The 22,218-nt window shown below is 61.5% G+C and carries 28 protein-coding genes and 1 pseudogene; 9 read left to right on the top strand and 20 right to left on the bottom strand.

Annotated elements, in window-relative coordinates:
• Positions 1-8 precede the first annotated feature (8 nt).
• The 3 genes from thiS to trmB are packed head-to-tail and all read left to right on the top strand — an operon-like array spanning position 9 to position 1,799.
• A complete protein-coding gene (thiS, locus tag M0814_RS12040) occupies positions 9-209 on the top strand; it encodes a sulfur carrier protein ThiS (protein ID WP_177434703.1) in 201 nt (66 codons plus the stop codon).
• A 60-nt stretch (positions 210-269) separates the two neighbouring features.
• Complete coding sequence (locus M0814_RS12045; RefSeq protein WP_047297148.1) at positions 270-1,064, top strand: thiazole synthase; 795 nt, start codon at positions 270-272, stop codon at positions 1,062-1,064.
• A 9-nt stretch (positions 1,065-1,073) separates the two neighbouring features.
• On the top strand, positions 1,074-1,799 hold the full coding sequence (trmB, locus tag M0814_RS12050) for a tRNA (guanosine(46)-N7)-methyltransferase TrmB (protein WP_003229138.1): 726 nt from the start codon (positions 1,074-1,076) through the stop codon (positions 1,797-1,799).
• Positions 1,800-1,819: 20 nt separating this feature from the next.
• Here the strand turns inward: trmB and M0814_RS29155 are convergent.
• The 12 genes and pseudogenes from M0814_RS29155 to M0814_RS12110 all read right to left on the bottom strand — a co-directional run.
• Positions 1,820-1,906: pseudogene (locus tag M0814_RS29155) on the bottom strand (metal ABC transporter ATP-binding protein); the annotation flags it as partial.
• Between the two features lie 22 nt (positions 1,907-1,928).
• A complete protein-coding gene (locus tag M0814_RS12060) occupies positions 1,929-2,477 on the bottom strand; it encodes an RNA 2'-phosphotransferase (protein ID WP_003229136.1) in 549 nt (182 codons plus the stop codon).
• Between the two features lie 136 nt (positions 2,478-2,613).
• Positions 2,614-2,937 (bottom strand): DUF3392 domain-containing protein, encoded by a 324-nt coding sequence (locus M0814_RS12065; RefSeq protein WP_003229134.1) that lies wholly within the window; start codon positions 2,935-2,937, stop codon positions 2,614-2,616.
• A gap of 29 nt (positions 2,938-2,966) precedes the next feature.
• Positions 2,967-4,172 (bottom strand): radical SAM family heme chaperone HemW, encoded by a 1,206-nt coding sequence (gene hemW / locus M0814_RS12070; RefSeq protein ID WP_103485171.1) that lies wholly within the window; start codon positions 4,170-4,172, stop codon positions 2,967-2,969.
• Complete coding sequence (gene rdgB / locus M0814_RS12075; protein ID WP_103485172.1) at positions 4,169-4,762, bottom strand: RdgB/HAM1 family non-canonical purine NTP pyrophosphatase; 594 nt, start codon at positions 4,760-4,762, stop codon at positions 4,169-4,171. The genes hemW and rdgB overlap by 4 nt, the downstream gene beginning before the upstream one ends.
• Positions 4,759-5,196, bottom strand: coding sequence for a DUF4426 domain-containing protein (locus tag M0814_RS12080; RefSeq protein WP_103485173.1), 438 nt, complete (start codon positions 5,194-5,196; stop codon positions 4,759-4,761). The genes rdgB and M0814_RS12080 overlap by 4 nt, the downstream gene beginning before the upstream one ends.
• A gap of 26 nt (positions 5,197-5,222) precedes the next feature.
• On the bottom strand, positions 5,223-5,843 hold the full coding sequence (metW, locus tag M0814_RS12085; RefSeq protein ID WP_003229126.1) for a methionine biosynthesis protein MetW: 621 nt from the start codon (positions 5,841-5,843) through the stop codon (positions 5,223-5,225).
• A gap of 7 nt (positions 5,844-5,850) precedes the next feature.
• Positions 5,851-6,990, bottom strand: a complete 1,140-nt coding sequence (locus tag M0814_RS12090) for a homoserine O-acetyltransferase (RefSeq protein WP_003229124.1) — start codon at positions 6,988-6,990, stop codon at positions 5,851-5,853.
• 230 nt (positions 6,991-7,220) lie between these two features.
• Entirely contained in the window at positions 7,221-7,514 is a 294-nt protein-coding gene (locus tag M0814_RS12095; protein ID WP_103485174.1) for a DUF167 domain-containing protein, read from the bottom strand.
• Positions 7,511-8,101: a YggT family protein gene (locus M0814_RS12100; RefSeq protein ID WP_003229120.1), complete on the bottom strand. Its 591-nt coding sequence runs from the start codon at positions 8,099-8,101 to the stop codon at positions 7,511-7,513. The genes M0814_RS12095 and M0814_RS12100 overlap by 4 nt, the downstream gene beginning before the upstream one ends.
• 10 nt (positions 8,102-8,111) lie before the next feature.
• Positions 8,112-8,930, bottom strand: coding sequence for a pyrroline-5-carboxylate reductase (gene proC, locus M0814_RS12105; protein WP_103485175.1), 819 nt, complete (start codon positions 8,928-8,930; stop codon positions 8,112-8,114).
• A gap of 28 nt (positions 8,931-8,958) precedes the next feature.
• Positions 8,959-9,645, bottom strand: coding sequence for a YggS family pyridoxal phosphate-dependent enzyme (locus tag M0814_RS12110; RefSeq protein WP_103485176.1), 687 nt, complete (start codon positions 9,643-9,645; stop codon positions 8,959-8,961).
• Between the two features lie 56 nt (positions 9,646-9,701).
• Between M0814_RS12110 and M0814_RS12115 the strand changes: the two genes are divergently transcribed.
• Positions 9,702-10,736 carry a type IV pilus twitching motility protein PilT gene (locus M0814_RS12115; protein WP_103485177.1) on the top strand — a complete coding sequence of 345 codons (1,035 nt, stop codon included), beginning with the start codon at positions 9,702-9,704 and terminating at the stop codon, positions 10,734-10,736.
• Between the two features lie 132 nt (positions 10,737-10,868).
• On the opposite strand, the gene M0814_RS12120 is transcribed toward M0814_RS12115, so the two are convergent.
• A complete protein-coding gene (locus M0814_RS12120) occupies positions 10,869-11,495 on the bottom strand; it encodes a C40 family peptidase (RefSeq protein WP_003229112.1) in 627 nt (208 codons plus the stop codon).
• Between the two features lie 248 nt (positions 11,496-11,743).
• On the opposite strand from M0814_RS12120, the gene M0814_RS12125 reads away from it, so the two are divergent.
• A complete protein-coding gene (locus tag M0814_RS12125) occupies positions 11,744-12,175 on the top strand; it encodes a TM2 domain-containing protein (protein WP_041063521.1) in 432 nt (143 codons plus the stop codon).
• 107 nt (positions 12,176-12,282) lie between these two features.
• Here the strand turns inward: M0814_RS12125 and M0814_RS12130 are convergent, their stop codons facing one another.
• From M0814_RS12130 to gshB, 7 genes are all read right to left on the bottom strand, one after another.
• Entirely contained in the window at positions 12,283-13,554 is a 1,272-nt protein-coding gene (locus M0814_RS12130; protein ID WP_103485178.1) for a dihydroorotase, read from the bottom strand.
• Complete coding sequence (locus tag M0814_RS12135) at positions 13,551-14,555, bottom strand: aspartate carbamoyltransferase catalytic subunit (protein ID WP_003229107.1); 1,005 nt, start codon at positions 14,553-14,555, stop codon at positions 13,551-13,553. The genes M0814_RS12130 and M0814_RS12135 overlap by 4 nt, the downstream gene beginning before the upstream one ends.
• Positions 14,556-14,583: 28 nt before the next feature.
• Positions 14,584-15,090, bottom strand: coding sequence for a bifunctional pyr operon transcriptional regulator/uracil phosphoribosyltransferase PyrR (pyrR, locus tag M0814_RS12140; protein WP_003229104.1), 507 nt, complete (start codon positions 15,088-15,090; stop codon positions 14,584-14,586).
• Positions 15,091-15,170: 80 nt separating this feature from the next.
• Positions 15,171-15,608 (bottom strand): Holliday junction resolvase RuvX, encoded by a 438-nt coding sequence (ruvX, locus tag M0814_RS12145; RefSeq protein ID WP_003229101.1) that lies wholly within the window; start codon positions 15,606-15,608, stop codon positions 15,171-15,173.
• Positions 15,608-16,180 (bottom strand): YqgE/AlgH family protein, encoded by a 573-nt coding sequence (locus tag M0814_RS12150; RefSeq protein ID WP_103485179.1) that lies wholly within the window; start codon positions 16,178-16,180, stop codon positions 15,608-15,610. Before M0814_RS12150 ends, ruvX begins: the two co-directional genes overlap by 1 nt.
• 235 nt (positions 16,181-16,415) lie before the next feature.
• Entirely contained in the window at positions 16,416-17,315 is a 900-nt protein-coding gene (locus M0814_RS12155) for an energy transducer TonB (protein WP_003229097.1), read from the bottom strand.
• Between the two features lie 107 nt (positions 17,316-17,422).
• Positions 17,423-18,394: a glutathione synthase gene (gene gshB, locus M0814_RS12160; RefSeq protein WP_003229095.1), complete on the bottom strand. Its 972-nt coding sequence runs from the start codon at positions 18,392-18,394 to the stop codon at positions 17,423-17,425.
• 225 nt (positions 18,395-18,619) lie between these two features.
• Between gshB and pilG the strand changes: the two genes are divergently transcribed.
• The 4 genes from pilG to M0814_RS12180 all read left to right on the top strand — a co-directional run bounded on the left by pilG (position 18,620) and on the right by M0814_RS12180 (position 22,209).
• The gene (pilG, locus tag M0814_RS12165) at positions 18,620-19,024 is read left to right on the top strand and encodes a twitching motility response regulator PilG (protein ID WP_003229093.1); all 405 of its coding nucleotides are present in this window, start codon (positions 18,620-18,622) and stop codon (positions 19,022-19,024) included.
• 60 nt (positions 19,025-19,084) lie between these two features.
• Positions 19,085-19,450, top strand: a complete 366-nt coding sequence (gene pilH, locus M0814_RS12170; RefSeq protein WP_003229091.1) for a twitching motility response regulator PilH — start codon at positions 19,085-19,087, stop codon at positions 19,448-19,450.
• Between the two features lie 10 nt (positions 19,451-19,460).
• Positions 19,461-20,000 carry a chemotaxis protein CheW gene (locus M0814_RS12175; RefSeq protein ID WP_103485180.1) on the top strand — a complete coding sequence of 180 codons (540 nt, stop codon included), beginning with the start codon at positions 19,461-19,463 and terminating at the stop codon, positions 19,998-20,000.
• Between the two features lie 154 nt (positions 20,001-20,154).
• A complete protein-coding gene (locus tag M0814_RS12180) occupies positions 20,155-22,209 on the top strand; it encodes a methyl-accepting chemotaxis protein (protein ID WP_003229088.1) in 2,055 nt (684 codons plus the stop codon).
• Positions 22,210-22,218 lie beyond the last annotated feature (9 nt).

Below are 22,218 nucleotides of genomic sequence, written 5' to 3' on the forward strand. Positions count from 1 at the left end.
CCTGGCGCATGCGCATTCAGTTGAACGGCGAATCCCTTGAACTGCCCGACGGTGAAACCGTTGCGGCCCTGATCACCCGCCTGGAACTGACCGGACGCCGGGTGGCAGTCGAACTCAATCTGGACATCGTTCCACGCAGCCAGCATGCCGAGACCGTGCTCAACGACGGCGATAACGTCGAAGTGGTGCACGCCATCGGCGGCGGCTAGCCGCCGGGTCCGCAAGGGCACAGAATTCTGCAAGACCCTCACCCTTAAAGAGGATTCCCCATGAGCATCGTTCGTAGCGACAAGCCTTTCGTTCTGGCCGGTCGTACTTACCAGTCGCGTTTGCTGGTCGGTACCGGCAAGTACCGTGACATGGAAGAAACCCGTCAGGCCATCGAAGCCTCGGGTGCCGAAATCGTCACCTTCGCCGTGCGCCGCACTAATCTGGGCCAGATCGAAGGTGAGCCGAACCTGCTCGACGTGCTGTCGCCGGATCGCTACACCTTTTTGCCGAACACCGCCGGTTGCTACGACGCTATCGAAGCCGTGCGCACCTGCCGCCTGGCCCGTGAGCTGCTCGATGGGCACAACCTGGTGAAGCTGGAAGTGCTGGCCGACCAGAAAACCCTGTTCCCCAACGTGATCGAAACCCTCAAGGCCGCAGAAACGCTGGTCAAGGAAGGCTTCGACGTGATGGTTTACACCAGTGATGACCCGATCATCGCCCGGCAACTGGCGGAAATCGGCTGCATCGCGGTCATGCCGCTGGCCGGTCTGATCGGTTCCGGTCTGGGGATCTGCAACCCGTACAACCTGCAGATCATCCTCGAAGAAGCGAAAATTCCGGTGCTGGTGGATGCCGGTGTCGGTACCGCTTCCGACGCTACCATCGCCATGGAGCTGGGCTGTGACGCGGTGCTGATGAACTCGGCCATCGCCCACGCCCAGCAACCGGTGATGATGGCCCAAGCCATGCAACACGCGATCGTCGCGGGCCGCCTGGCCTACCTCGCCGGCCGCATGCCGAAAAAACTCTATGCCAGCGCCTCTTCGCCGCTGGATGGTCTGATCAAGTAAGAGCCATTGATGACTGAATCGAACGACACGCCTCTCCAGACGGAAGAGGGCGACGAGCGCCAACACCGCCGCATCAAGAGTTTCGTGATGCGCGCCGGGCGCATGACCGAAGGCCAGCAACGTGGTCTGGATCAGGGCGCGCCGCTGTACGTGCTGCCGCTGGCCGACGCGCCGGTGGATTACGATCAGGTGTTCGGCCGCTCGGCGCCGCGCTCGCTGGAGATCGGTTTCGGCATGGGTCACTCGCTGCTGGAAATGGCCGCGGCGGCGCCGGATCAGGACTTCATCGGTGTGGAAGTGCACCGTCCGGGTGTCGGTGCGCTGCTCAACGGCGTGCTGACTCAGGGCCTGACCAACCTGCGGGTCTACGATTGCGATGCGATCGAAGTGCTCAACCGCTGCATCGCCGACAACAGCCTCGATCGCCTGATGCTGTTCTTCCCGGATCCATGGCACAAGAGCCGTCACCACAAGCGTCGTATCGTTCAGGCGTCCTTCGCCGAACTGGTGCGCAGCAAGCTGAAGGTTGGCGGCATCCTGCACATGGCCACCGACTGGGAGCCGTACGCCGAGTACATGCTGGAAGTGATGAACGTCGCCCCGGGCTACCGCAACCTCGCCGAAGACGGCAAGTGCGTACCACGCCCGGCTGAACGGCCGATCACCAAGTTCGAACGCCGCGGCGAACGTCTTGGGCATGGCGTGTGGGATCTGAAGTTCGAGAAAATCTCCTAAGCATCACGCAAAACCCAATGTGGGAGCGGGCTTGCTCGCGAAAGCGGTGGATCATTCAACGTTGATGTTGACTGATTCGACGCCTTCGCGAGCAAGCCCGCTCCCACAGTTGTTTTGTGTGCTCAGAAATTACAGGGTGGAAAGAAATCGAGCCGGCACCTGTTCTGTAAGCCAGACACCGTTTTCGGCCTGATAGAACTTGAAGCCCTGTTCTTCCATTTGTCGTGCGGCGACTTTCAAAATCACCACGGTACCGTAGCGCTGCCCGACCGCCGTAGCGGTGTCGATGTCTTGGGAAAGGTGCACGTGATGGCGTGATCCCGGGATCAGGCCTTGTTCTTTGATTGACTCAAGAAAGCGCGTCGCCGTGCCGTGATACAGCATTTGCGGGGGCTGTTTCTGCTCAAACTGCAGATCCACGCTTTTCGTTGAATGGCCCTGAACCGCACGAATCAGTTGGCCGTCCTCGGAAATCGAGAAGCGCTTTTTGTCGCTACTTGTAACGACTGCTTCAATCAGTTCGCGATCCAGTTTACGACCGTCACCCATAGCGCCGCTGATCAGTGCGTCGATATTCGCCCAGCCTTCAGAATCCAGCGTCAGACCAACCGCCTGAGGTTCGTGGCGCAATACGAAGCTGAGAAATTTGCTTGTCTCGTCCAACAGTTTTTTGCTCATGAACGTCCCTGTCATTGCGATCAACTGTGGGAGCGGGCTTGCTCGCGAAAGCGGTGGATCATTCAACGTTGATGTTGACTGACCCGACGCCTTCGCGAGCAAGCCCGCTCCCACAGTTGTTTTGGGGGTATTGGATTCAGCGGCGGTCCGCGACGACGCCAATCAACACCAGCACCACCAGCAACACCGGCGCCAGGCTGTAGTTGTTGAACTGGCTCAGGCCCTTGACCACCCACGGTGTGGCGTAGATCAGTGCGGCGCCGCTGCCGATCACGCACAGCAGGGCCATCAGCGGTACGCGCAGGGCGCCGGCGATGCTGCCCAGACGCTGCTCGACCCAGCCCTTGAAGTCGGCGCCGAACAGCACCAGCAGGCAGCCCACCAGCGCCAGGGCGATTTCCGAGAGGTTGCTGCGGCTCCAGCGGGACACGGTGGCGAGCAGATCGAGTATCAAATCCATGCGGTTTTCCTTGGGGCGGCCGTTAGGGCTCAGCTCAGAAATTTCTGCAGCAAATCGTTGAGGAACAGTTGTCCGCGCTCGGTGGCCGCCAGACGTGACGGTTCGACCTGCATCAGGCCACTTTGTTCGGCCTCGCGGCGGTGTTCGGCGAGACTTTCCAGTGGCAGGCCGGTGCGCTCGGGATACAGGTGCGATTCCACCCCGGCCGTCAGGCGCAAAGCGTTCATCAGGAACTCGAACGGCATCTCGTCGTTGCTCAGGGCTTTCTCGCCGGCCTGGAAATTCTTGGCCGGGTTGAGATAGTCCTTCGGCAGGCGTGTCTTCCAGGTGCGCACGATGCGCCCGTCCGGGTGGCTGAGCTTGCCGTGGGCGCCGGCACCGATGCCGATGAAGTCGCCGAAACTCCAGTAATTGAGGTTATGCCGCGCCGGGCGCCCAGGCTGCGCGTAGGCCGAGACTTCGTATTGCGCGTAACCGTGCGCGGCCAGCAGCGCTTGCCCGGCTTCCTGAATGTCCCACAGCGTGTCGTCTTCTGGCAGCACCGGCGGCTGGTTCCAGAACACCGTGTTCGGCTCCAGTGTCAGCTGATACCAGGAGATGTGCGTCGGTTTCAGTTCGATGGCCTGGCGCAGATCGCTCAAGGCATCGTCCAGCGACTGATCCGGCAAGCCGTGCATCAAGTCGAGGTTGAAGTTATCGAACCCGGCCTGGCGCGCCATACCCGCCGCACGTACAGCTTCGTCACCGTTGTGGATACGCCCGAGGGCTTCGAGTTTCTGCTGCTGGAAGCTCTGGATGCCGATCGACAGGCGATTGATCCCCAGCTTGCGATACGCAACGAACTTCTCTTGCTCGAAGGTGCCGGGATTGGCTTCCAGGGTGATCTCGATGTCGTGGGCGAACGGGATGCGCTGCTCGACGCCTTTGAGCAAGCGCCCGAGCGCTTCGGCGCTGAACAGACTCGGCGTACCGCCACCGAAGAAGATCGAACTGATTTCACGGCCGTACACCGCGTGCAGATCCTGATCGAGATCGGCCAGCAACGCGTCGACGTATTCCTGCTCCGGCAGCACTGGGCTGGCGGTGTGCGAGTTGAAATCGCAATACGGACATTTGCGCACACACCACGGGATGTGGATGTACAGCGCCAGGGGTGGCAGCGTTGGCAGCGGCGCCCGCGGCGAAGAGGCGGCGCCGCCGATGATCAGCGACGACGCGGAGGGGCTATCGGTCATTTCAGGCCCAGACGCTGGCGCAGCAGATCCATTGCACGGGCGCGGTGGCTGATCCGGTTCTTGTCGGCCGGGCTCAGTTCGGCGCTGGACAGGTCACGCTCCGGCACCCAGAACAGCGGGTCATAGCCGAAACCGTGCTCGCCGCTGGCGGCGGTCAGGATGCGTCCGTGCCACAGACCTTCGCAGAGAATCGGCAATGGATCATCGGCGTGACGCACCAGTGCCAGCACGCAGACGAACTGCGCGCCGCGCTCGGCTTCCGGCACATCTTTGAGGGCGTCGAGCAGTTTGGCGTTGTTCGCCGCATCGCCCTTGCCATCGGCGTAGCGTGCCGAATAGATGCCCGGCGCGCCGCCGAGGAAATCCACCGCCAGACCGGAATCATCGGCCAGCGCCGGCAGGCCGGAGATGCGCGCGGCATTGCGCGCCTTGAGGATCGCGTTCTCGACGAACGACAGGCCGGTTTCTTCCGGCTCGACCTTGCTCCATTCGCCGATCGAGCGCAGTTGCACCGAGTCGCCGAGCATGGCCTGGAGTTCCTTGAGTTTGCCGGCGTTATGGCTGGCCAGTACGAGCTGCTTGATGTTCATTGTTCGCCGGGAAAGAGGTCTTGATTGAAATTGATGGTGTTGATCTTGTCACCCGTTTGCACCTTGATTTCAAAGGTGCGGGTTTCCTGCTGTTCCACCGGATACTGGGCGAGGTAGTAGACCGCGCCCTGTTCGCTCACCTGACGGAAATTCAGGGTCACGCTCTGGCTGGTCAGGTCTTTGACCGTGCCGGTGACGCTGGCGACCAGCGGTTTGCCGTCCTTGATCACCGAGACATTGATCACGCCCTGATTGTTGCTGCGGATCAGCGTCGCTGCCTCGGCGATGTCCGGCTGCAGGTAGGTGGAGTTGAAGGTGTTGTAGTGCACCGTCACGTCGCCGAAGGTTTCCTGGCGCTCGCTTTTGATGATGTCCGCTGCCATGGCGCTGGCGCTCAGGCAGGCGGTCAGTAACAACAGGGCTAGACGACCCATGATCGTTCTCCTCGAAATGTCGTGGTTCAGACCGCGACCCGATGATCTGCAAGCACCGGGCTGCTGACGCGGTAGATACCAATCTCACCTAACAGATTAGGCCATAGCTTACTGGCCCACCCGTGACGGTGCTGTTGATCCACGGCAAGCCGATCAATGACCTTCGCATCACGTTCGCGACAAAGTTCTTCAAAATCTTCGAAGGTGCAGAAGTGAATGTTCGGCGTGTTGTACCAGGTGTATGGCAGAAATTCCGACACCGGCATCCGGCCCTTGCTTGCCAGGTACCAGCGGCAGCGCCAGTGACCGAAGTTGGGGAAGGTGATGATGCACTGACGACCGACCCGCAGCATTTCGTCGAGGATCTTGTCCGGGTAATGCACGGCTTGCAGGGCCTGGGTCATGACGACGATGTCGAAACTGTTGCTGGCGAAGTTGCCCAGCCCCTTGTCCAGGTCCTGCTCGATGACGTTGATGCCCTTGGCCACGCACTCGGCGATGTTATCGGCGTCGTTTTCCAGGCCATAACCGGTGACGTTCTTGTTGTCGCGCAACCAGGTCAGCAATTCGCCGTCGCCGCAACCGAGGTCGAGCACGCGGCTGCCGGCGGGGATCCATTCCTGGATGATTTCCAGATCAGCTCTCATGGCTTGTTCACACCGTAATTCGGTTCATGTAATTGCCGAACGCCTGCAGATAGCGCGGGATCGGAATCAGGAAGGCGTCGTGGCCCTGTGGCGCGTCGATTTCCAGGTAGCTGACGTCTTTGCGTGCCGCCATCAGCGCGTCCACCAGCTCCCGCGAGCGGGCCGGGGAGAAGCGCCAGTCGGTGGTGAACGACATCACGCAGAACTTGGCGGTGGCGTTTTCGAAAGTTTTCGCCAGGTTATCGTCGAAGTTCGCCGCCGGATCGAAGTAGTCCAGTGCCTTGGTCATCAACAGATAGGTATTGGCGTCGAAACGCCCGGAAAACTCTTCACCCTGATAGCGCAGGTAGCTTTCGACCTGGAACTCGACGCTGTGGAAGTCGTAGTTGAGCTTTTCGCTCTTCAGGCCGCGGCCGAATTTCTCGCCCATGGAGTCGTCGGACAGGTAGGTGATGTGCCCGACCATCCGCGCCAGCATCAGCCCGCGCTTGGGGATCACGCCCGCTTCCTGGAACGAACCGCCGTGGAACTCCGGGTCGGTAAGGATCGCCTGGCGCGCCACTTCGTTGAAGGCGATGTTCTGCGCCGACAGCTTGGGGGCCGAGGCGATCGCCAGACAGTGGCGCACGCGATCCGGGTAAGTGATGGTCCACTGCAACGCCTGCATGCCGCCTAGGCTGCCGCCGATGACGGCGGCGAACTGACGAATGCCGAGCAGGTCAGCCAGACGCGCCTGGCTGTGCACCCAGTCTTCGACGGTGAGCACCGGGAAGTCGGCGCCGAATGGCTTGCCGGTCTCCGGGTTGATACTGCTCGGGCCGGTGGAGCCGTTGCAGCCGCCCAGATTGTTCAGGCTGACCACGAAGAACTTGTTGGTGTCGATCGGTTTGCCGGGGCCGATGCAGCTGTCCCACCAACCGGGCTTGCGGTCGTCGGGGCTGTGATAGCCGGCAGCATGATGATGACCAGACAAGGCGTGGCAGATCAGCACGGCGTTGCTCGCCTGCGCGTTCAGCGTGCCGTAGGTTTCGTAGATCAGGTCGTAGGCAGGCAGCGAACGGCCACAGGCCAGAGCCAGAGGTTCACTGAAGTGCGCCGTTTGCGGCGTCACCAGACCAACAGAATCGGGGGGAAAGGCAGCTGGCATCGACCCTGCTCTCGTTGAAATGAGGCGTAAGTCTAAAGAGCATGGGGGTTAGCGGCAAGCAACGATCGGGCCTGATCGTTGATTGAGCGAAGTCCCTGTGGTGAGGGGATTTATCCCCGATGGCTGCGTAGCAGCCCTGTAATCTTTGGCCGTGCAGAGAGAATGAGGTTGGCAGCAACAAGGGGGCCGCTTCGCGACCCATCGGGGATAAATCCCCTCACCACAGTGGATCAGGCTGGACGCACCAATCCCGCCAACTCCGGCAGCTTCTTCGGCGCACAGATCTTCACCCGTTTCTGCCGGTTCAACTCGCCGCTGAGCAAGCTGACCTGGCTCTTGGACACCCCAAACGCCTTGGCCAGAAAGCCCATCAGATACGCATTGGCCTTGCCCTCGACCGGCGGCGCGGTGAGGCGGATCTTCAGGCGGTCACCGTGCAGCCCGACGAAATCATCGCTGCGGGCTGCCGGTTGCAGGTGACATTCGAGGATCAGATCGTCGCCGTCCCAGCGAAACCAGCTCACATCAGCAGGCGCAGGATGTCCGGCATCATGGTCATTGCCGCCAGATTGTTGATCACCAGCATGTCGATCAGCTTCAGCGCCAGAAAGGCGAAGATCGGCGACAGGTCGAGACCGCCGAGGTTCGGCAGGATGCGGCGGAACGGTGCCAGCGCCGGCTCGCAGATCTGGTTCACCAGTTCAGCGCCCGGGTTGTGGCTGCCCGGGGCGACCCACGACAGGATCACGCTGATGATCAGGGCGAAGAAGAAAATCTTCAGGAACAGCGCGGTGACGCCGATGATCGACCAGATAAACAGTTGCAGCGGGTTGCCGGTGGTGCCGTAGGTCAGCAGCAGGGTCAGGGCCATCAGCGCCAGCTGCACCAGAATCGCCAGCACCAGCGACGACATGTCGAGGCCGAAGATGCTCGGGATGATCCGGCGCAGTGGTTTGAGCAGCGGCTGGGTAGCCTTGACCACGAATTGGCACAGCGGGTTGTAGAAGTTCGCGCGCACCAGTTGCAGGACGAAGCGCAGCAGCACGATCAGCAGGTACAGACTGCCGAGGGTTTGCAGCACGTAAACCGCTGCAGTGTTCAATCCAATCATGTAAGGCTCCTTATTTGCCCAGTTGTTCGGCCATTTCGGCCGAGCGGTGCGCGGCGGCGCCGAGTGCTTTTTCTACCAGGGCTTCGAAGCCATTAGCCTGGAATGATTTGATCGCGGCCTCTGTGGTGCCATTTGGCGAGGTCACGCGGCGGCGCAGTTCGGCAGCGTCGACATCGCTGGATACCGCCATGTGCGCGGCGCCCAGAGCCGTTTGCAGGGTCAGTTGCTCGGCGATTTCCTTTGGCAGGCCGAGTTTGACGCCAGCGGCGGTCATCGCTTCGATCAGCAGGAAGAAGTACGCCGGGCCGGAACCGGAGACGGCGGTCACCGCATCGAGTTGCTGCTCTTCGTTCAACCACAGCGCGATGCCCACGGCGGACAGCAGCTCCTCAGCCTGCTGACGCTGCTCGGCGGTCACTTCGCTGGTGGCGTACAGGCCGCTGACGCCCTGGCGCAGCAGTGCCGGGGTGTTCGGCATGCAGCGCACGATCGGCTGCTCGCCAAGCCACGCAGTCATGCTCGCGCAAGTGATGCCGGCGGCGATCGACACCACCAGTTGCTGCGGCTTCAGGCTGGGGCGGATGGCTTCGCACACGGCTTTCATCGCCTGTGGCTTGACCGCCAGCACGATCACGTCGACGCCCTCGATGGCCTGGGCGTTGTCGGCGAAGGTTTCGATGCCGTGTTCGGCGCTGACGCGTTTGCGCGTCTCTTCGCCCGGATCGCTGGCGCGAATGTGGCTGGCTTGCAGACCCTTGGCCCGCAGGCCGCCGATCAGGCTGGCGGCCATGTTGCCGGCACCGATAAAGGCAATGCGTGTGTTGCTCATGTCAGGTCCTTTTTCAGATGGCTGTCGGTCATTGCTGACCGTAATCTCTGGCGCCAAACAGCGCGGTACCGATCCGCACCCACGTGGCGCCTTGGGCGATGGCCGACTCGAGGTCGTGGCTCATGCCCATGGAAAGTGTGTCGAGCGGCAGATTCAGGCTGGCCTGCAAACGTTGCACGGCAGCAAAAGCGGCATCCTGTTCGGCGCGATCTTCGGTCGGCTCGGGAATCGCCATCAGCCCGCGCAGTTTCAGCCGGGGCAGGGCGCTGATGGCCTCGGCCAGCGCCGGCAGGTCGCCCGGGGTGCAGCCGGACTTGCTGGCTTCACCACTGACGTTGACCTGAATGCAGATGTTCAGCGGCGGCAGCTCGGCCGGGCGCTGTTCGGACAGGCGTTGGGCGATTTTCAGACGATCCACGGAGTGCACCCAGTCGAAATGCTCGGCGATGGCGCGAGTCTTGTTCGATTGAATGGGGCCGATGAAGTGCCAGATCAAGGGCAGGTCGGCCAGTTCGAGCTGTTTGCCCAGGGCTTCCTGCAGATAGTTCTCGCCAAAGTCACGCAGGCCGGCGGCGTAGGCTTCACGCAGGTCCTGCGCCGGCTTGGTCTTGCTCACGGCCAGCAACTGGATGCTGTGTTCATCGCGGTTTGCAGCTTTGGCCGCTGCCTGGATACGCGAACTAACCTGAAGAATGTTGTCTGCTATCGTGGACATCAAGAGGCGCCGGCGGTCTGAAGGTTCGCGGCATTCTACTGGAATTGAGGGACGCTATGGATATCACTGAACTGCTGGCGTTCAGCGCCAAACAGGGCGCTTCCGACCTGCACCTGTCGGCCGGTCTGCCGCCGATGATCCGCGTCGATGGCGATGTGCGGCGGATCAATCTGCCGGCGCTGGATCACAAACAAGTGCACGAATTGATCTACGACATCATGAATGACACCCAGCGGGTCGACTTCGAGAAACACCTGGAAACGGATTTCTCGTTCGAAGTCCCCGGCGTCGCGCGCTTTCGGGTCAATGCGTTCAATCAGAACCGTGGCGCTGGCGCGGTGTTTCGCACCATTCCCTCGAAAGTGCTGAGCATGGAAGACCTCGGCATGGGCGACGTCTTTCGCAAGATCACCGATGCGCCGCGCGGGCTGGTGCTGGTGACCGGGCCGACCGGGTCCGGCAAATCCACCACGTTGGCGGCGATGATCGACTACCTCAACACCCATCGCCATCACCACATTCTCACCATCGAAGACCCGATCGAGTTTGTCCACGAATCGCGCAAATGCCTGATCAATCAGCGCGAAGTCCATCGCGATACCCGCAGCTTCGCCACGGCGTTGCGCTCGGCGCTGCGCGAAGACCCGGATGTGATCCTGGTGGGCGAGATGCGCGACCTGGAAACCATTCGCCTGGCCCTGACCGCCGCTGAGACCGGGCATCTGGTGTTCGGCACGCTGCACACGACGTCAGCCGCCAAGACCATCGACCGTATTGTCGATGTGTTCCCGGGCGACGAGAAGTCCATGGTGCGTTCGATGCTGTCCGAGTCATTGCTGGCGGTGGTGTCGCAGACCCTGATCAAGAAGATCGGCGGCGGACGGGTGGCGGCGCACGAGATCATGCTCGGAACGTCGGCGATCCGGAACCTGATCCGCGAGGACAAGGTGGCGCAGATGTATTCGGCGATTCAGACCGGCGGGTCGTTGGGGATGCAGACACTCGACATGTGCCTGAAGGAGCTGGTGACCAAGGGCCTGATCAGCCGCGAGCATGCGCGGGAGAAGGCGCGTACGCCGGATAATTTCTGAGAGAGGCTTGTGTTGCTTTCACTGGCCTCTTCGCGAGCAAGCCCGCTCCCACATTGGAATGCATTTCCATGTGGGAGCGGGCTTGCTCGCGAAGGGGTCAGTACTGCTTGAGCAGATTCTGGATCAGTCAGCTCAGCGCTGAACCACGCGCATCTGCTTGCCGGCCGGTTCTTTCGGCAACACACGCTTGGCAACCACGTAATGCTGTTCCCAGTACGGCTTGTTCAGCGTATCGATGCTCACCGCTTTGCCACGGCGTGGGGCGTGGATGAAGCGGTCATTGCCCAGGTAGATGGCAACGTGGTTGACCCGACGGCTCTTGATGTTGAAGAAAATCAGGTCGCCCGGTTTCAGATCCTTGCGTTCAACTTTCTCGCCATGACCGCTGGCCATCGCGTTGGAGGTGCGTGGCAGGTCGAAGGTCGCGTCGTTGAACGCATATTTCACCAGACCACTGCAATCGAACCCTTTACTTGGGCTGCTGCCGCCCCAACGATAAGGAGTACCAAGGACGTTCACCGCACGGCTCAGGACGTTGCTGCTTTCCTTGTTGGCCATCGGTGGCACCAGCTTGCCGTGGTTCTTGCTGGCGAGCGTGGTGTGTTTCGTTTGTTTGCTGCTCTTGCTCGAAGGAGCCGAAGCGTGGGATTTAGGGGTGAAACCGTTAACGTTGGGAAGACGTTGCTCACGATTGGTGGCGTGGGCGGCCAGTGGCATTAATAGGCAAATAGTTAGCCATGTCTTGAAAAATGGTCGCATTAGGCGTGGCTCTTATGTGGTAGCGCGCAACTTTATAACAGCTTTTTCGTCCCTTCCGAGGCCGTTGGTCGATTCCATCTGAGGGCAACGGAACCAAACAAGCGGCAAATGGACGCAATTGTCGGACAGAAGTCCGGTGCTATAAGGCTTTGACGGACGACACGTTAACATTTGCCGTACGTCGGCCACATGTAAAAAAGTCACAAAGAATTAAAGAAAATTTATCTATTGGGTGAATCGAGGTCTTCATGAATCGCTATCAGCAGGTTGCTGCACCGCAGGATACGCACAGCAAAATCATCGGGTATCTGCTGTGGATTTTTGGTTTCACCGGCGCGCACCGCTTCTATTACGGCAAGCCGGTGACCGGGACGATCTGGTTCTTCACCTTCGGTCTGCTGGGTATTGGCTGGCTGATCGACGTGTTCCTGATCCCGGCGATGGATCGCGAGGCGGATCTGCGTTTCACCGCAGGACCGATCGAATACAACGTGGCGTGGATTCTGCTGACGTTCCTGGGCGTATTCGGCGTGCACCGGATGTACCAGGGCAAGTGGATCAGCGGCTTGCTGTATCTGCTGACCGGCGGGTTGTTCTTTGTCGGCGTGCTGTATGACTTCTGGACCCTGAATGATCAGGTTTCGGTGCGTAACGCGCAGAACCGCGGCGCCTTCCAGTAATTGTGGCGAGGGAGCTTGCTCCCGCTGGGTCGCGAAGCGGCCCCTCTCTTGATCCAAAAGAAGGTCTGCTGCGCAGCCCGGCGGGAGCAAGCTCCCTCGCCACAGAGTTACGCCTGGTGACTGACCCGCCCATCCACCAAGGTGTAACGCACCACACCCGGCAAACTATGCCCAAGGAACGGGCAGTTCTCGCCCTTCGACAGCCAGCCTTCGCCGGCCACGGTGGACGCCTTCGGGTCGAACAGCACGATATCCGCCGCACCGCCCACCGCCAGTTTGCCCGCCGGCAGACGCAGCGCATCCGCAGGCCCGGCACTCAGGCGCGCCAGCAGGGTCGGCAGATCCAGCAAGCCATCCTCAACCAGCGTCATCGCCAGCGGCAGCAGCAATTCCACACTGCTGATGCCCGGCTCGGTCGCGCCGAACGGTGCCAGTTTGGCGTCGCGCTCATGCGGTTGGTGATGGCTGGAAATCGCCGAAATCACTCCGGATTTCACCGCTTCGCGCAGGCCATCGCGGTCGGCGCGGGTGCGCAGCGGCGGTTGCACGTGATACAGGCTGCTGAAGTCGATCAGCGCTTCATCGGTGAGGATCAACTGATACAGGGCGACATCCGCCGTGACCTTCAAGCCACGGGCCTGCGCCTGGGCGATCAGGGCCACACCGCGCGCGCTGGTCAGTTGGCTGAAGTGCGCGCGCACGCCGGTCTGCTCGACCAGCAGCAGATCGCGAGCGAGGGCCACGGTTTCCGCGGTTTCCGGAATCCCCGGCAGACCGAGGAAACTGGCGACCGCGCCTTCATGGGCCAGACCGCCATCCGCCAGATCGTGATCCTGCGAATTGAAAATCACCGTCAGGTCGAAGGTGGCTGCGTACTCCAGCGCCCGGCACAGGGTGCGGGTGTTGCGGAAACTCTCCAGACCGTTGCCGAACGCCACACAACCGGCGTCGCGCAGCGCCACCAGTTCGGCCAGTTGCTCGCCGTCCAGACCTTTGCTCAGCGCGCCAATCGGGAACACCTTGGTGTTGCCGGCCTCGCGGGCGCGGTCGAGGATCAGTTCGGCCACGGCCGAAGTGTCGAGCACCGGTTTGGTCTTCGGTGGGCAGCACAGGCTGGTCACGCCGCCGGCCGCAGCCGCGCGGGTTTCGCTGGCGATGCTGCCTTTGCGGCTGTAACCCGGTTCGCGCAGGGCCACGTTCAGGTCGACCAGCCCCGGTGCGGCGACCAGACCGCTGGCGTCGATGGTTTCTACTGCGGTGAAACCGGCCGGTGCGGCGCCGAGGGCGACGATCTTGCAGGCTTCAACGTGGATGTCGGTGATTTGATCCAGGCCGCTGCTTGGATCGATGACGCGGGCGCCGAGAATGCTGAGCTTCACTGGGCGTTCTCCTGCTCGAATTGACGTTGCGCTGTTTGCCCGCTCATGGCCATCGACAGCACGGCCATGCGGATGGCGATGCCGTAGGTGACTTGATTGAGAATCACCGAGTGCGGGCCGTCGGCCACTGCGGACTCGATCTCTACCCCACGGTTGATCGGCCCCGGGTGCATGACGATGCAATCGGGTTTGGCCCCGGCCAGACGCGCGGTGGTCAGGCCGAACAGGCGGTAGAACTCGCCTTCGCTCGGCAGCAGGCCGCCGGTCATGCGCTCACGCTGCAGGCGCAGCATGATCACCACGTCGACGTCCTTCAGGCCTTCGTTCATGTCGGTGTAGACCTTGACGCCGTACTGCTCGATGCCGATCGGCAGCAGAGTCTTCGGCGCGATCACGCGGATGTCCGGGCAGCCGAGGGTCTTCAGGGCGAGCATGTTCGAACGCGCCACTCGCGAGTGCAGGATGTCGCCGACGATCGCCACCGAGAGGTTTTCGAAACCGCCCTTGTGCCGACGGATGGTGAGCATGTCGAGCATGCCCTGGGTCGGGTGCGCGTGACGGCCGTCGCCGCCGTTGATGATCGCCACCTGCGGGCAGACATGTTCGGCGATGAAGTGTGCGGCGCCGGAATCACCGTGGCGCACGACGAACATGTCGGCAGCCATCGCTTCGAGGTTGCGCAGGGTGTCGAGCAGGGTTTCACCTTTACTGGCCGACGAGGTCGACACGTTCAGGGTGATCACGTCCGCCGACAGCCGCTGGGCCGCCAGTTCGAAGGTGGTGCGGGTGCGGGTGGAGTTTTCGAAGAACACGTTGCACACGGTCTTGCCGCGCAGCAACGGGACCTTCTTCACCGCCCGGGCACCGACTTCGAGGAACGAGTCGGCAGTGTCGAGGATTTCCGTCAGCAACTCGCGGCGCAGGCCGTCGAGCGAGAGGAAGTGGCGCAGCTGGCCCTGATCATTGAGCTGCAGCGGGCGCTTGGTATCTAGAGGCGTCATCGCGAGGGGGACTCTCAATAAGGGCGGGTTAAGGATTCAGGTCTTGCAGTTCGAGCGTCAGCGGCTCCGGGCCGGACAGCTTCACGCGCTCGTTGGCGGCCAGCGACAGGGTCGCGCCGACCACGTTCGGGCGGATCGGCAGTTCGCCAGCGTCCAGGTCGAGCAGGCAGACCAGGGTCACGCTGGCCGGGCGGCCGTAGTCGAACAATTCGTTCATGGCGGCGCGGATGGTCCGGCCGCTCATCAGTACGTCATCGATCAGCACCAGATGCTGGCCTTCGATCTCGAAGGGCAGGGCCGACGGGCGCACTTGCGGGTGCAGGCCGTTCTGGCTGAAGTCGTCGCGGTAGAAGGAAACATCCAGCGTGCCCAGCGGCGCGTCGCTGGCCAATTCCTTGAGCAGGGCCTGCGCGACCCAGATGCCACCGGTGCGGATGCCGATGTAACGCGGTTCGCGGATATCACGCTGTGCCAGGTGCGCCTTGAGGCGGATCGCCATCTGGCTGATCAGATCGGCGGGATTGGGCAGGCTCATGGTTGCTCCTTCTTGGGGCCGAGCCGCGTCCTTGGACGAGATTCGGGTTATCACTCAAAAGAAAAGCGCCGAAGCGCTTGTCAGGATTCAAACAATGCAGTGTTTTCGTCGAGCCAGCCTTGCAGCAGCAGGGCGGCGGCGATGGCGTCCACCGGGTTGTCGCGGTAACTGCCTTTCTGCCCGCCACGCACCAGTCGCTCACCCTTGGCTTCGAAGGTGGTCAGGCGTTCGTCGTGGGTATAGAAGGGCACATTGAAGCGGCCATTGAGACGGCGAGCGAATTTCTCCGCGCGCAGGCACATCTCGCTCGGCGTGCCGTCCATGTTCAGCGGCAGGCCGACCACCACGGCGTCGGGTTTCCATTCCTTGAACAGCGCTTCGACCTGATTCCAGTCGGGCACGCCGTTCTGCGCTTTCAAGGTGCACAGCTCGCGGGCCTGGCCGGTAATCACCTGGCCGACCGCAACGCCGATCTGTTTGGTGCCGTAGTCGAAGCCGAGAATCAGGCGCAGGGCCATCAGGCGTGCCCCGCCTGGCTGGTCAGCAGGCTGAGGTTGATCCCCAGGTGCCGGGCCGCTGCCTCAAGCCGCAGTTCGCTGCTGGTGTTGAACAGGATGTCGGCGTCGTACGGGCAGGTCAGCCAGGCGTTGTCGGCCAGTTCGGCCTCCAGTTGCCCGGCTTCCCAACCGGCATAGCCGAGGGCAATCAGGCTTTTCGCCGGGCCCACACCGTCGGCGATGGCGAACAGCACGTCCTGGGACGTGGACAGCGCCAGATTACCGTCCAGCTCGACGGTGGCCTGAAAGGTCTTGCCCGCCGGATGCAGGACAAACCCGCGATCAGTCTGCACCGGGCCGCCAATGAAGATCGGCACATGCTGGCACAGCGCTGGCGGGTCGATGTCCGGGCGCAATTGCTCAAGGATGTCAGCCAGATTCAGCTCTTGCGGTCGATTGACCACCAGCCCCATGGCGCCATTGGCCGTGTGCTCGACGATGTAGGTCAAGGTGTGGGCAAAGTTCGGGTCGGCCATGTGTGGCATGGCGATCAGGAAGTGATGCTTGAGGTAGCTGGGGCTGACGTTTTTCATGAGCGATAGTGTGGCGTTCAAGGGGCGAACTGACAAGCTGGGGATCAGAGAACAACGCAGATCCATTGTTGAAGCTGAACCTTTGTGGTGAGGGGATTTATCCCCGATGGGGCGCGAAGCGGCCCTGAATCCATTGACGTGATATGCCTGACATACCGCGCATGCTGGTTTTGCGACTGCTTCGCAGCCGATCGGGGATAAATCCCCTCACCACAAAAAACCTGTATGCAGGCGGTCAGTTGCTGGAAAGCTTGTCGCCCCGGGCAAATTTCCAGGTGCGGATGATTTCCAGTCGGTCGATATCCGACAGATCGCCGGTGAACGGCGCGAACGGTGCCGCCAGTCGGACGATGCGCTGCGCGGCCTGATCCAGCAGCGGCTGGCCGGAGGATTCCAGCACCAGCACTTCATACAGCGAGCCGTCGCGGTTGATCGAGACCATCAGCCGCAGATTGCCGTAGATCTGCTTGCGCCGCGCTTCTTCCGGGTAATTGAGGTTGCCGATGCGCTCGACCTTCTTGCGCCAGTCGTCCTTGTACCAGGCACCCTTGTCGCGCATGGTCGAGGCGGCGCTCAAACGGTGAATGCGCGGGCGCTTGGCGTACAGCTGCTGTTCGTTGGCCAGTTCCGCTTCGAGGCTGGCGATGTCGCTGGACAGCTGCGAGCTGTCAAACGTCGGCGCGTTGACCGCAGGTTTGGTCTCGGTCCTGGTTTCTTCTTTCTTGGTCGGCGCCTTTTGCTGTTTCGGCGCCACCGTGGTCACCGCAGCCTTGGGCGCGGCTTCGCGCACTTCCGGTTTGGCGGCCGGGGGCGGGGTGACTTTCTTGACCTGATTGTCCTGGAACGGCGCGACCTCGGTGGTCTTGGGAATCGCCTTCTTGTCCAGGGTGCCGCTGCCTTCCTGGTTTTCCTGAGCGAGGAAATCAGCCTTTTTCGGCTTGGTTTCGCTCTTGAAGGTGGCAAGAGTGATTTCCAGGGTTTTACTGATCTGCTTGGGCTCGACCATGGTAAAGCCGACACCGAGCAGCAGCGCCAAATGAATCAGCGCCGCGAGAAACAGGGTAAATCCGAGGCGATCGGCCGGGCGCACGCCACGATGGGCGAGTTCTGCGGGCAGATCGGACGGGAGGGTCATGACAAGAAAACCAACATCGCGTTTTTCAGAGGCTGCGCATGATAACGCAATGTTGGTTTCACGCCTTGGGCTTCACGCTTCAAGCGACAGGCTGCATGTGACACACGTCAAGCTTGCGGCTTTTTGCCGGCGGCTTGCAGCTTCTTGTCGATCGCGTCCATCAGCAGGCCGCCGATGTCGGTACCGAAAGCGTTGTCGATTTCGCGGATGCAGGTCGGGCTGGTGACGTTGATTTCGGTGAGGTTTTCACCGATCACGTCCAGACCGACGAACAGCAGGCCTTTCTCGCGCAGAGTCGGGCCGACCTGGGCGGCGATCCAGCGATCCTTGTCGGTCAGCGGCCGCGCTTCGCCACGACCACCGGCCGCGAGGTTGCCACGGGTTTCGCCTTGGGCCGGAATTCGCGCCAGGCAGTAATCCACCGGCTCGCCGTCGATCATCAGGATGCGTTTGTCGCCGTCCTTGATTGCCGGCAGGTAGGCCTGGCCCATGATCTGCTGGTTGCCGAGGGCGGTCAGGGTTTCCAGAATCACCGACAGGTTCGGATCGCCCGCGCGATGACGGAAAATCGAAGTGCCACCCATGCCGTCCAGCGGCTTGAGGATCACGTCACCGTGCTTGGCGGCGAATTCGCGCAGCACATCGGCGCGGCGGCTGACCACGGTTGGCGGGGTGCACTGCGGGAACAGCGTGGCGAACAGTTTTTCATTGCAGTCGCGCAGGCTCTGCGGCTTGTTGACCACCAGCACGCCGGCGGTTTCCGCCTGTTCCAGCAGGTAGGTGGAGTAGACGAACTCCATGTCGAACGGCGGATCCTTGCGCATCAGGATCACGTCCAGATCGCTCAGCAGGTTGTCCTGCTCGGCGTCCAGTTCGAACCATTTTTCCGGGTTGGCGAAGACTTTCAGCGGCTTCATGCGCGCCCGGGCCTGACCTTCGGCCTGATACAGGTCGCGCTGCTCCATGTAGAACAGCTCCCAGCCACGTTTCTGCGCGGCCAGCAGCATGGCCAGCGAGCTATCCTTTTTATAGGAAATGCTGGCGATAGGGTCCATGACAATCCCGACGCGAACGCTCATTGGGTTTTCCTCGAAAATTGGCTACCGGATCGGTATTGAAAAAGTGCCGCCAGAGTGGCGCCGGGCGGGTTTTCGGTCAAGGAAAAACCCGTCGATAGATTGCTTCTGGAGACTGTGCTAAAAAGGCTGGCATATCGTGCTGGCCCTTGAGCATCAAGGGTTTCCAGCCATTACTCATTGCAAAACGGACAATTTGATTCGCAAAGGCGACGGTAGAGCCCCCTTATGGAACAGCAGTCCAGCGCCTTGAAGGTCATGGTGATCGATGACTCGAAAACGATTCGTCGCACCGCCGAAACACTGCTGAAAAATGTGGGCTGCGAAGTCATCACGGCGATTGATGGTTTTGACGCTTTGGCGAAGATCGCCGACCACCACCCCGGGATCATTTTTGTCGACATCATGATGCCGCGTCTGGATGGTTATCAGACCTGCGCTTTAATCAAGAACAACAGTGCGTTCAAGGCCACGCCGGTGATCATGCTGTCGTCGCGTGACGGGCTGTTCGACAAGGCCAAGGGGCGGATTGTCGGTTCTGATCAATTTTTGACCAAGCCTTTCAGCAAGGAAGAACTGCTCGACGCGATTCAGGCCCACGTTCCGGGCTTTGCCGCCGTTTTGCCGCAGTAAGACACGTACAGTGACGCTCGGCCAGCGGGCCGGATGTCGACAAGAAAAATGGGGAAGACCATGGCACGTATCCTGATCGTCGATGATTCGCCGACTGAAATGTACAAACTCACCGGCATGCTCGAAAAGCACGGCCATGAAGTGCTCAAGGCCGAAAACGGCGCCGACGGCGTGGCCCTGGCCCGTCAGGAAAAGCCCGACGCGGTCTTGATGGACATCGTCATGCCCGGCCTCAATGGCTTCCAGGCCACCCGGCAACTGACCAAGGATGCCGAGACCAGCCATATTCCGGTGATCATCATCACCACCAAGGATCAGGAAACCGACAAGGTCTGGGGTACGCGCCAGGGCGCGAAGGATTACCTGACCAAACCGGTCGAAGAAGACACCCTGATCAAGACCCTGAACAACGTGCTGGCCGGTTGATCGCGCCGCTATGAACCAGTCGCTGACCGCGTTCGAGCTGCTGTGGCAGATCGACCAGCGCTGCCGCCTGCTGGCGGCGGACCTGCCGTCGCAAGCCGGCCGTCAGGATCGCTGGAGCGGTATCGGCTTTCGCCTCGGCGAGCACTGGTACGTGACGCCGATGGGCGAGGTCAGCGAAGTGCTGCACGAACCGCGCTGCACTCAGTTGCCCGGGGTCAAGCCGTGGGTCAAAGGGGTGGCTAACCTGCGTGGGCGCTTGCTGCCGATCATGGACCTGTGCGGCTTCTTCGGCCATGAGCTGTCGCCGCTGCGCAAACAGCGGCGGGTATTGGTGGTGGAGCACAACGACGTGTTCGCCGGGTTGCTGGTGGATGAGGTGTTCGGTTTGCAGCACTTCGAGCAGGACAGCTTCGAGCCGATCTCGATCAGCAAGCGCCAGGGCTCCAAGGCCGAGTTCGTCAAAGGCTATTTCCGGCGCGAGCAGAACTGGCGGGTGTTCAGCCTGTTTGCACTGGCCAAATCGCCGGTGTTCATGAGCGTTGCGATATAACCGATTCAACACTGTCCCCTGTGGGAGCGAGCCTGCTCGCGAAGAGGGCGTGTCAGGCAAGATGAATATTGGCTGACCCAACTCTTTCGCGAGCAGGCTCGCTCCCACAGGGATTGCAGCAGGCCTCAAAGATGTGGGTTAAGGGCGAGGACCGATGACAAAAGCAAAAACAGGCAAATCGGCGGAAGGGTCGCGCAGTCGTTCGCAGATCATTGTGCTGTTCATCGCACTGATCGTGTTCATCATGCTGCTGTTCGCCAACTTCGCCTACCTCAACACCCAGGCCAACTACGACAAGCAGTACATCGGCCACGCCGGTGAGCTGCGCGTGCTGTCGCAGCGGATTGCCAAGAACGCCACCGAAGCCGCCGCCGGCAAGGCCGCCGCGTTCAAGTTGCTGAGCGATGCGCGTAACGATTTCGCCCAGCGCTGGGGTTACTTGAAGAAGGGCGATCCGGCCACCGGCCTGCCACCCGCGCCGGCCAGCGTGCGCCCGGAAATGCGCGCGGTGCAGCTGGACTGGGAACGCCTGCTGAAAAATACCGATGCGATTCTCTCCAGCGAACAGACCGTGCTCTCTCTGCATCAAGTCGCCGCGACGCTGGCCGAAACCGTGCCGCAGTTGCAGATCGAATACGAAAAAGTCGTCGAAATCCTCTTGCAACGCGGCGCCCCGGCAGCGCAGGTGGCAATGGCCCAGCGCCAATCGCTGCTCGCTGAACGCATTCTCGGCGCGGTCAACACCGTGCTGGCCGGCGACGAAAACTCGCAGCAGGCTGCCGACGCTTTTGGCCGCGATGCCACCCGTTTCGGCCAAGTCCTCAACGGCATGTTGCAGGGCAACCCGACCCTGAAAATCAGCCAGGTCGAAGACCGTGATGCCCGTGCGCGGCTGAGTGAAATTTCCGAGCTGTTCCAGTTCGTCTCCGGCTCCGTGGACGAAATCCTTGAAACCTCACCGGAACTGTTCAAGGTCCGGGAGTCGGCGAGCAACATTTTCAGCCTGTCGCAGACCCTGCTCGACGAAGCCTCGCACCTCGCTACCGGTTTCGAAAACCTTGCCGGCGGGCGCAGCACCGACACCATCGGCGGCTACGTGCTGGGTTTGCTGGCGCTGGCCTCGATTATCCTGATCGGCATGGTCATGGTTCGTGAAACCAACCGCCAGTTGCGCGAGACCGCCGAGAAGAACGAGCGCAACCAGAACGCGATCATGCGCCTGCTCGACGAGATCGAAGACCTCGCCGACGGCGACCTGACCGTGACCGCCTCGGTGACCGAAGACTTCACCGGGACCATCGCCGATTCGATCAACTACTCGGTCGATCAACTGCGCGATCTGGTCGCGACCATCAACCTTACCGCCGGCCAGGTCGCCGCCGCCGTGCAGGAAACCCAGGCCACCGCCATGCACCTGGCCCAGGCCTCGGAACATCAGGCGCAGCAGATCTCCGAAGCCTCGACCGCGATCAGCGACATGGCCCAGTCCATCGATCAGGTCTCGGCCAACGCCGCCGAGTCGTCGGCGGTGGCCGAGCGCTCGGTGGAAATCGCCAACAAGGGCAACGAGGTGGTGCACAACACCATCCACGGCATGGACAACATCCGCGAGCAGATCCAGGACACCGCCAAGCGCATCAAGCGCCTGGGCGAGTCGTCGCAGGAAATCGGCGACATCGTCAGCCTGATCGACGACATTGCCGACCAGACCAACATCCTCGCGCTCAACGCGGCGATTCAGGCCTCGATGGCCGGAGATGCCGGGCGCGGTTTTGCCGTGGTCGCCGACGAAGTGCAGCGGCTGGCCGAGCGCTCGTCCGCGGCCACCCGGCAGATCGAAACGCTGGTGCGGGCGATTCAGGCTGACACCAACGAAGCGGTGATTTCCATGGAGCAGACCACCACCGAAGTGGTGCGCGGCGCGCGACTGGCGCAGGATGCCGGAGTGGCGCTGGAAGAAATCGAAGGCGTATCGAAGACCCTTGCCGCGCTGATTCAAAGCATCTCCAATGCGGCGCAGCAGCAGACCTCGTCGGCCGGGCAGATTTCCATGACGATGAACGTGATCCAGCAGATCACCACGCAGACGTCATCCGGCTCGACCGCCACCGCCGAGAGCATCGGCAATCTGGCGAAGATGGCCAGTCAGCTGCGCCGTTCGGTATCCGGTTTCACCTTGCCGTCGGCGTCCGCGACGGACAAGGCGTGAGTGGAGTGG

It is taken from the genome of Pseudomonas sp. MWU12-2020 (assembly GCF_023100605.1).
Lineage (GTDB): Bacteria > Pseudomonadota > Gammaproteobacteria > Pseudomonadales > Pseudomonadaceae > Aquipseudomonas > Aquipseudomonas fluorescens_H.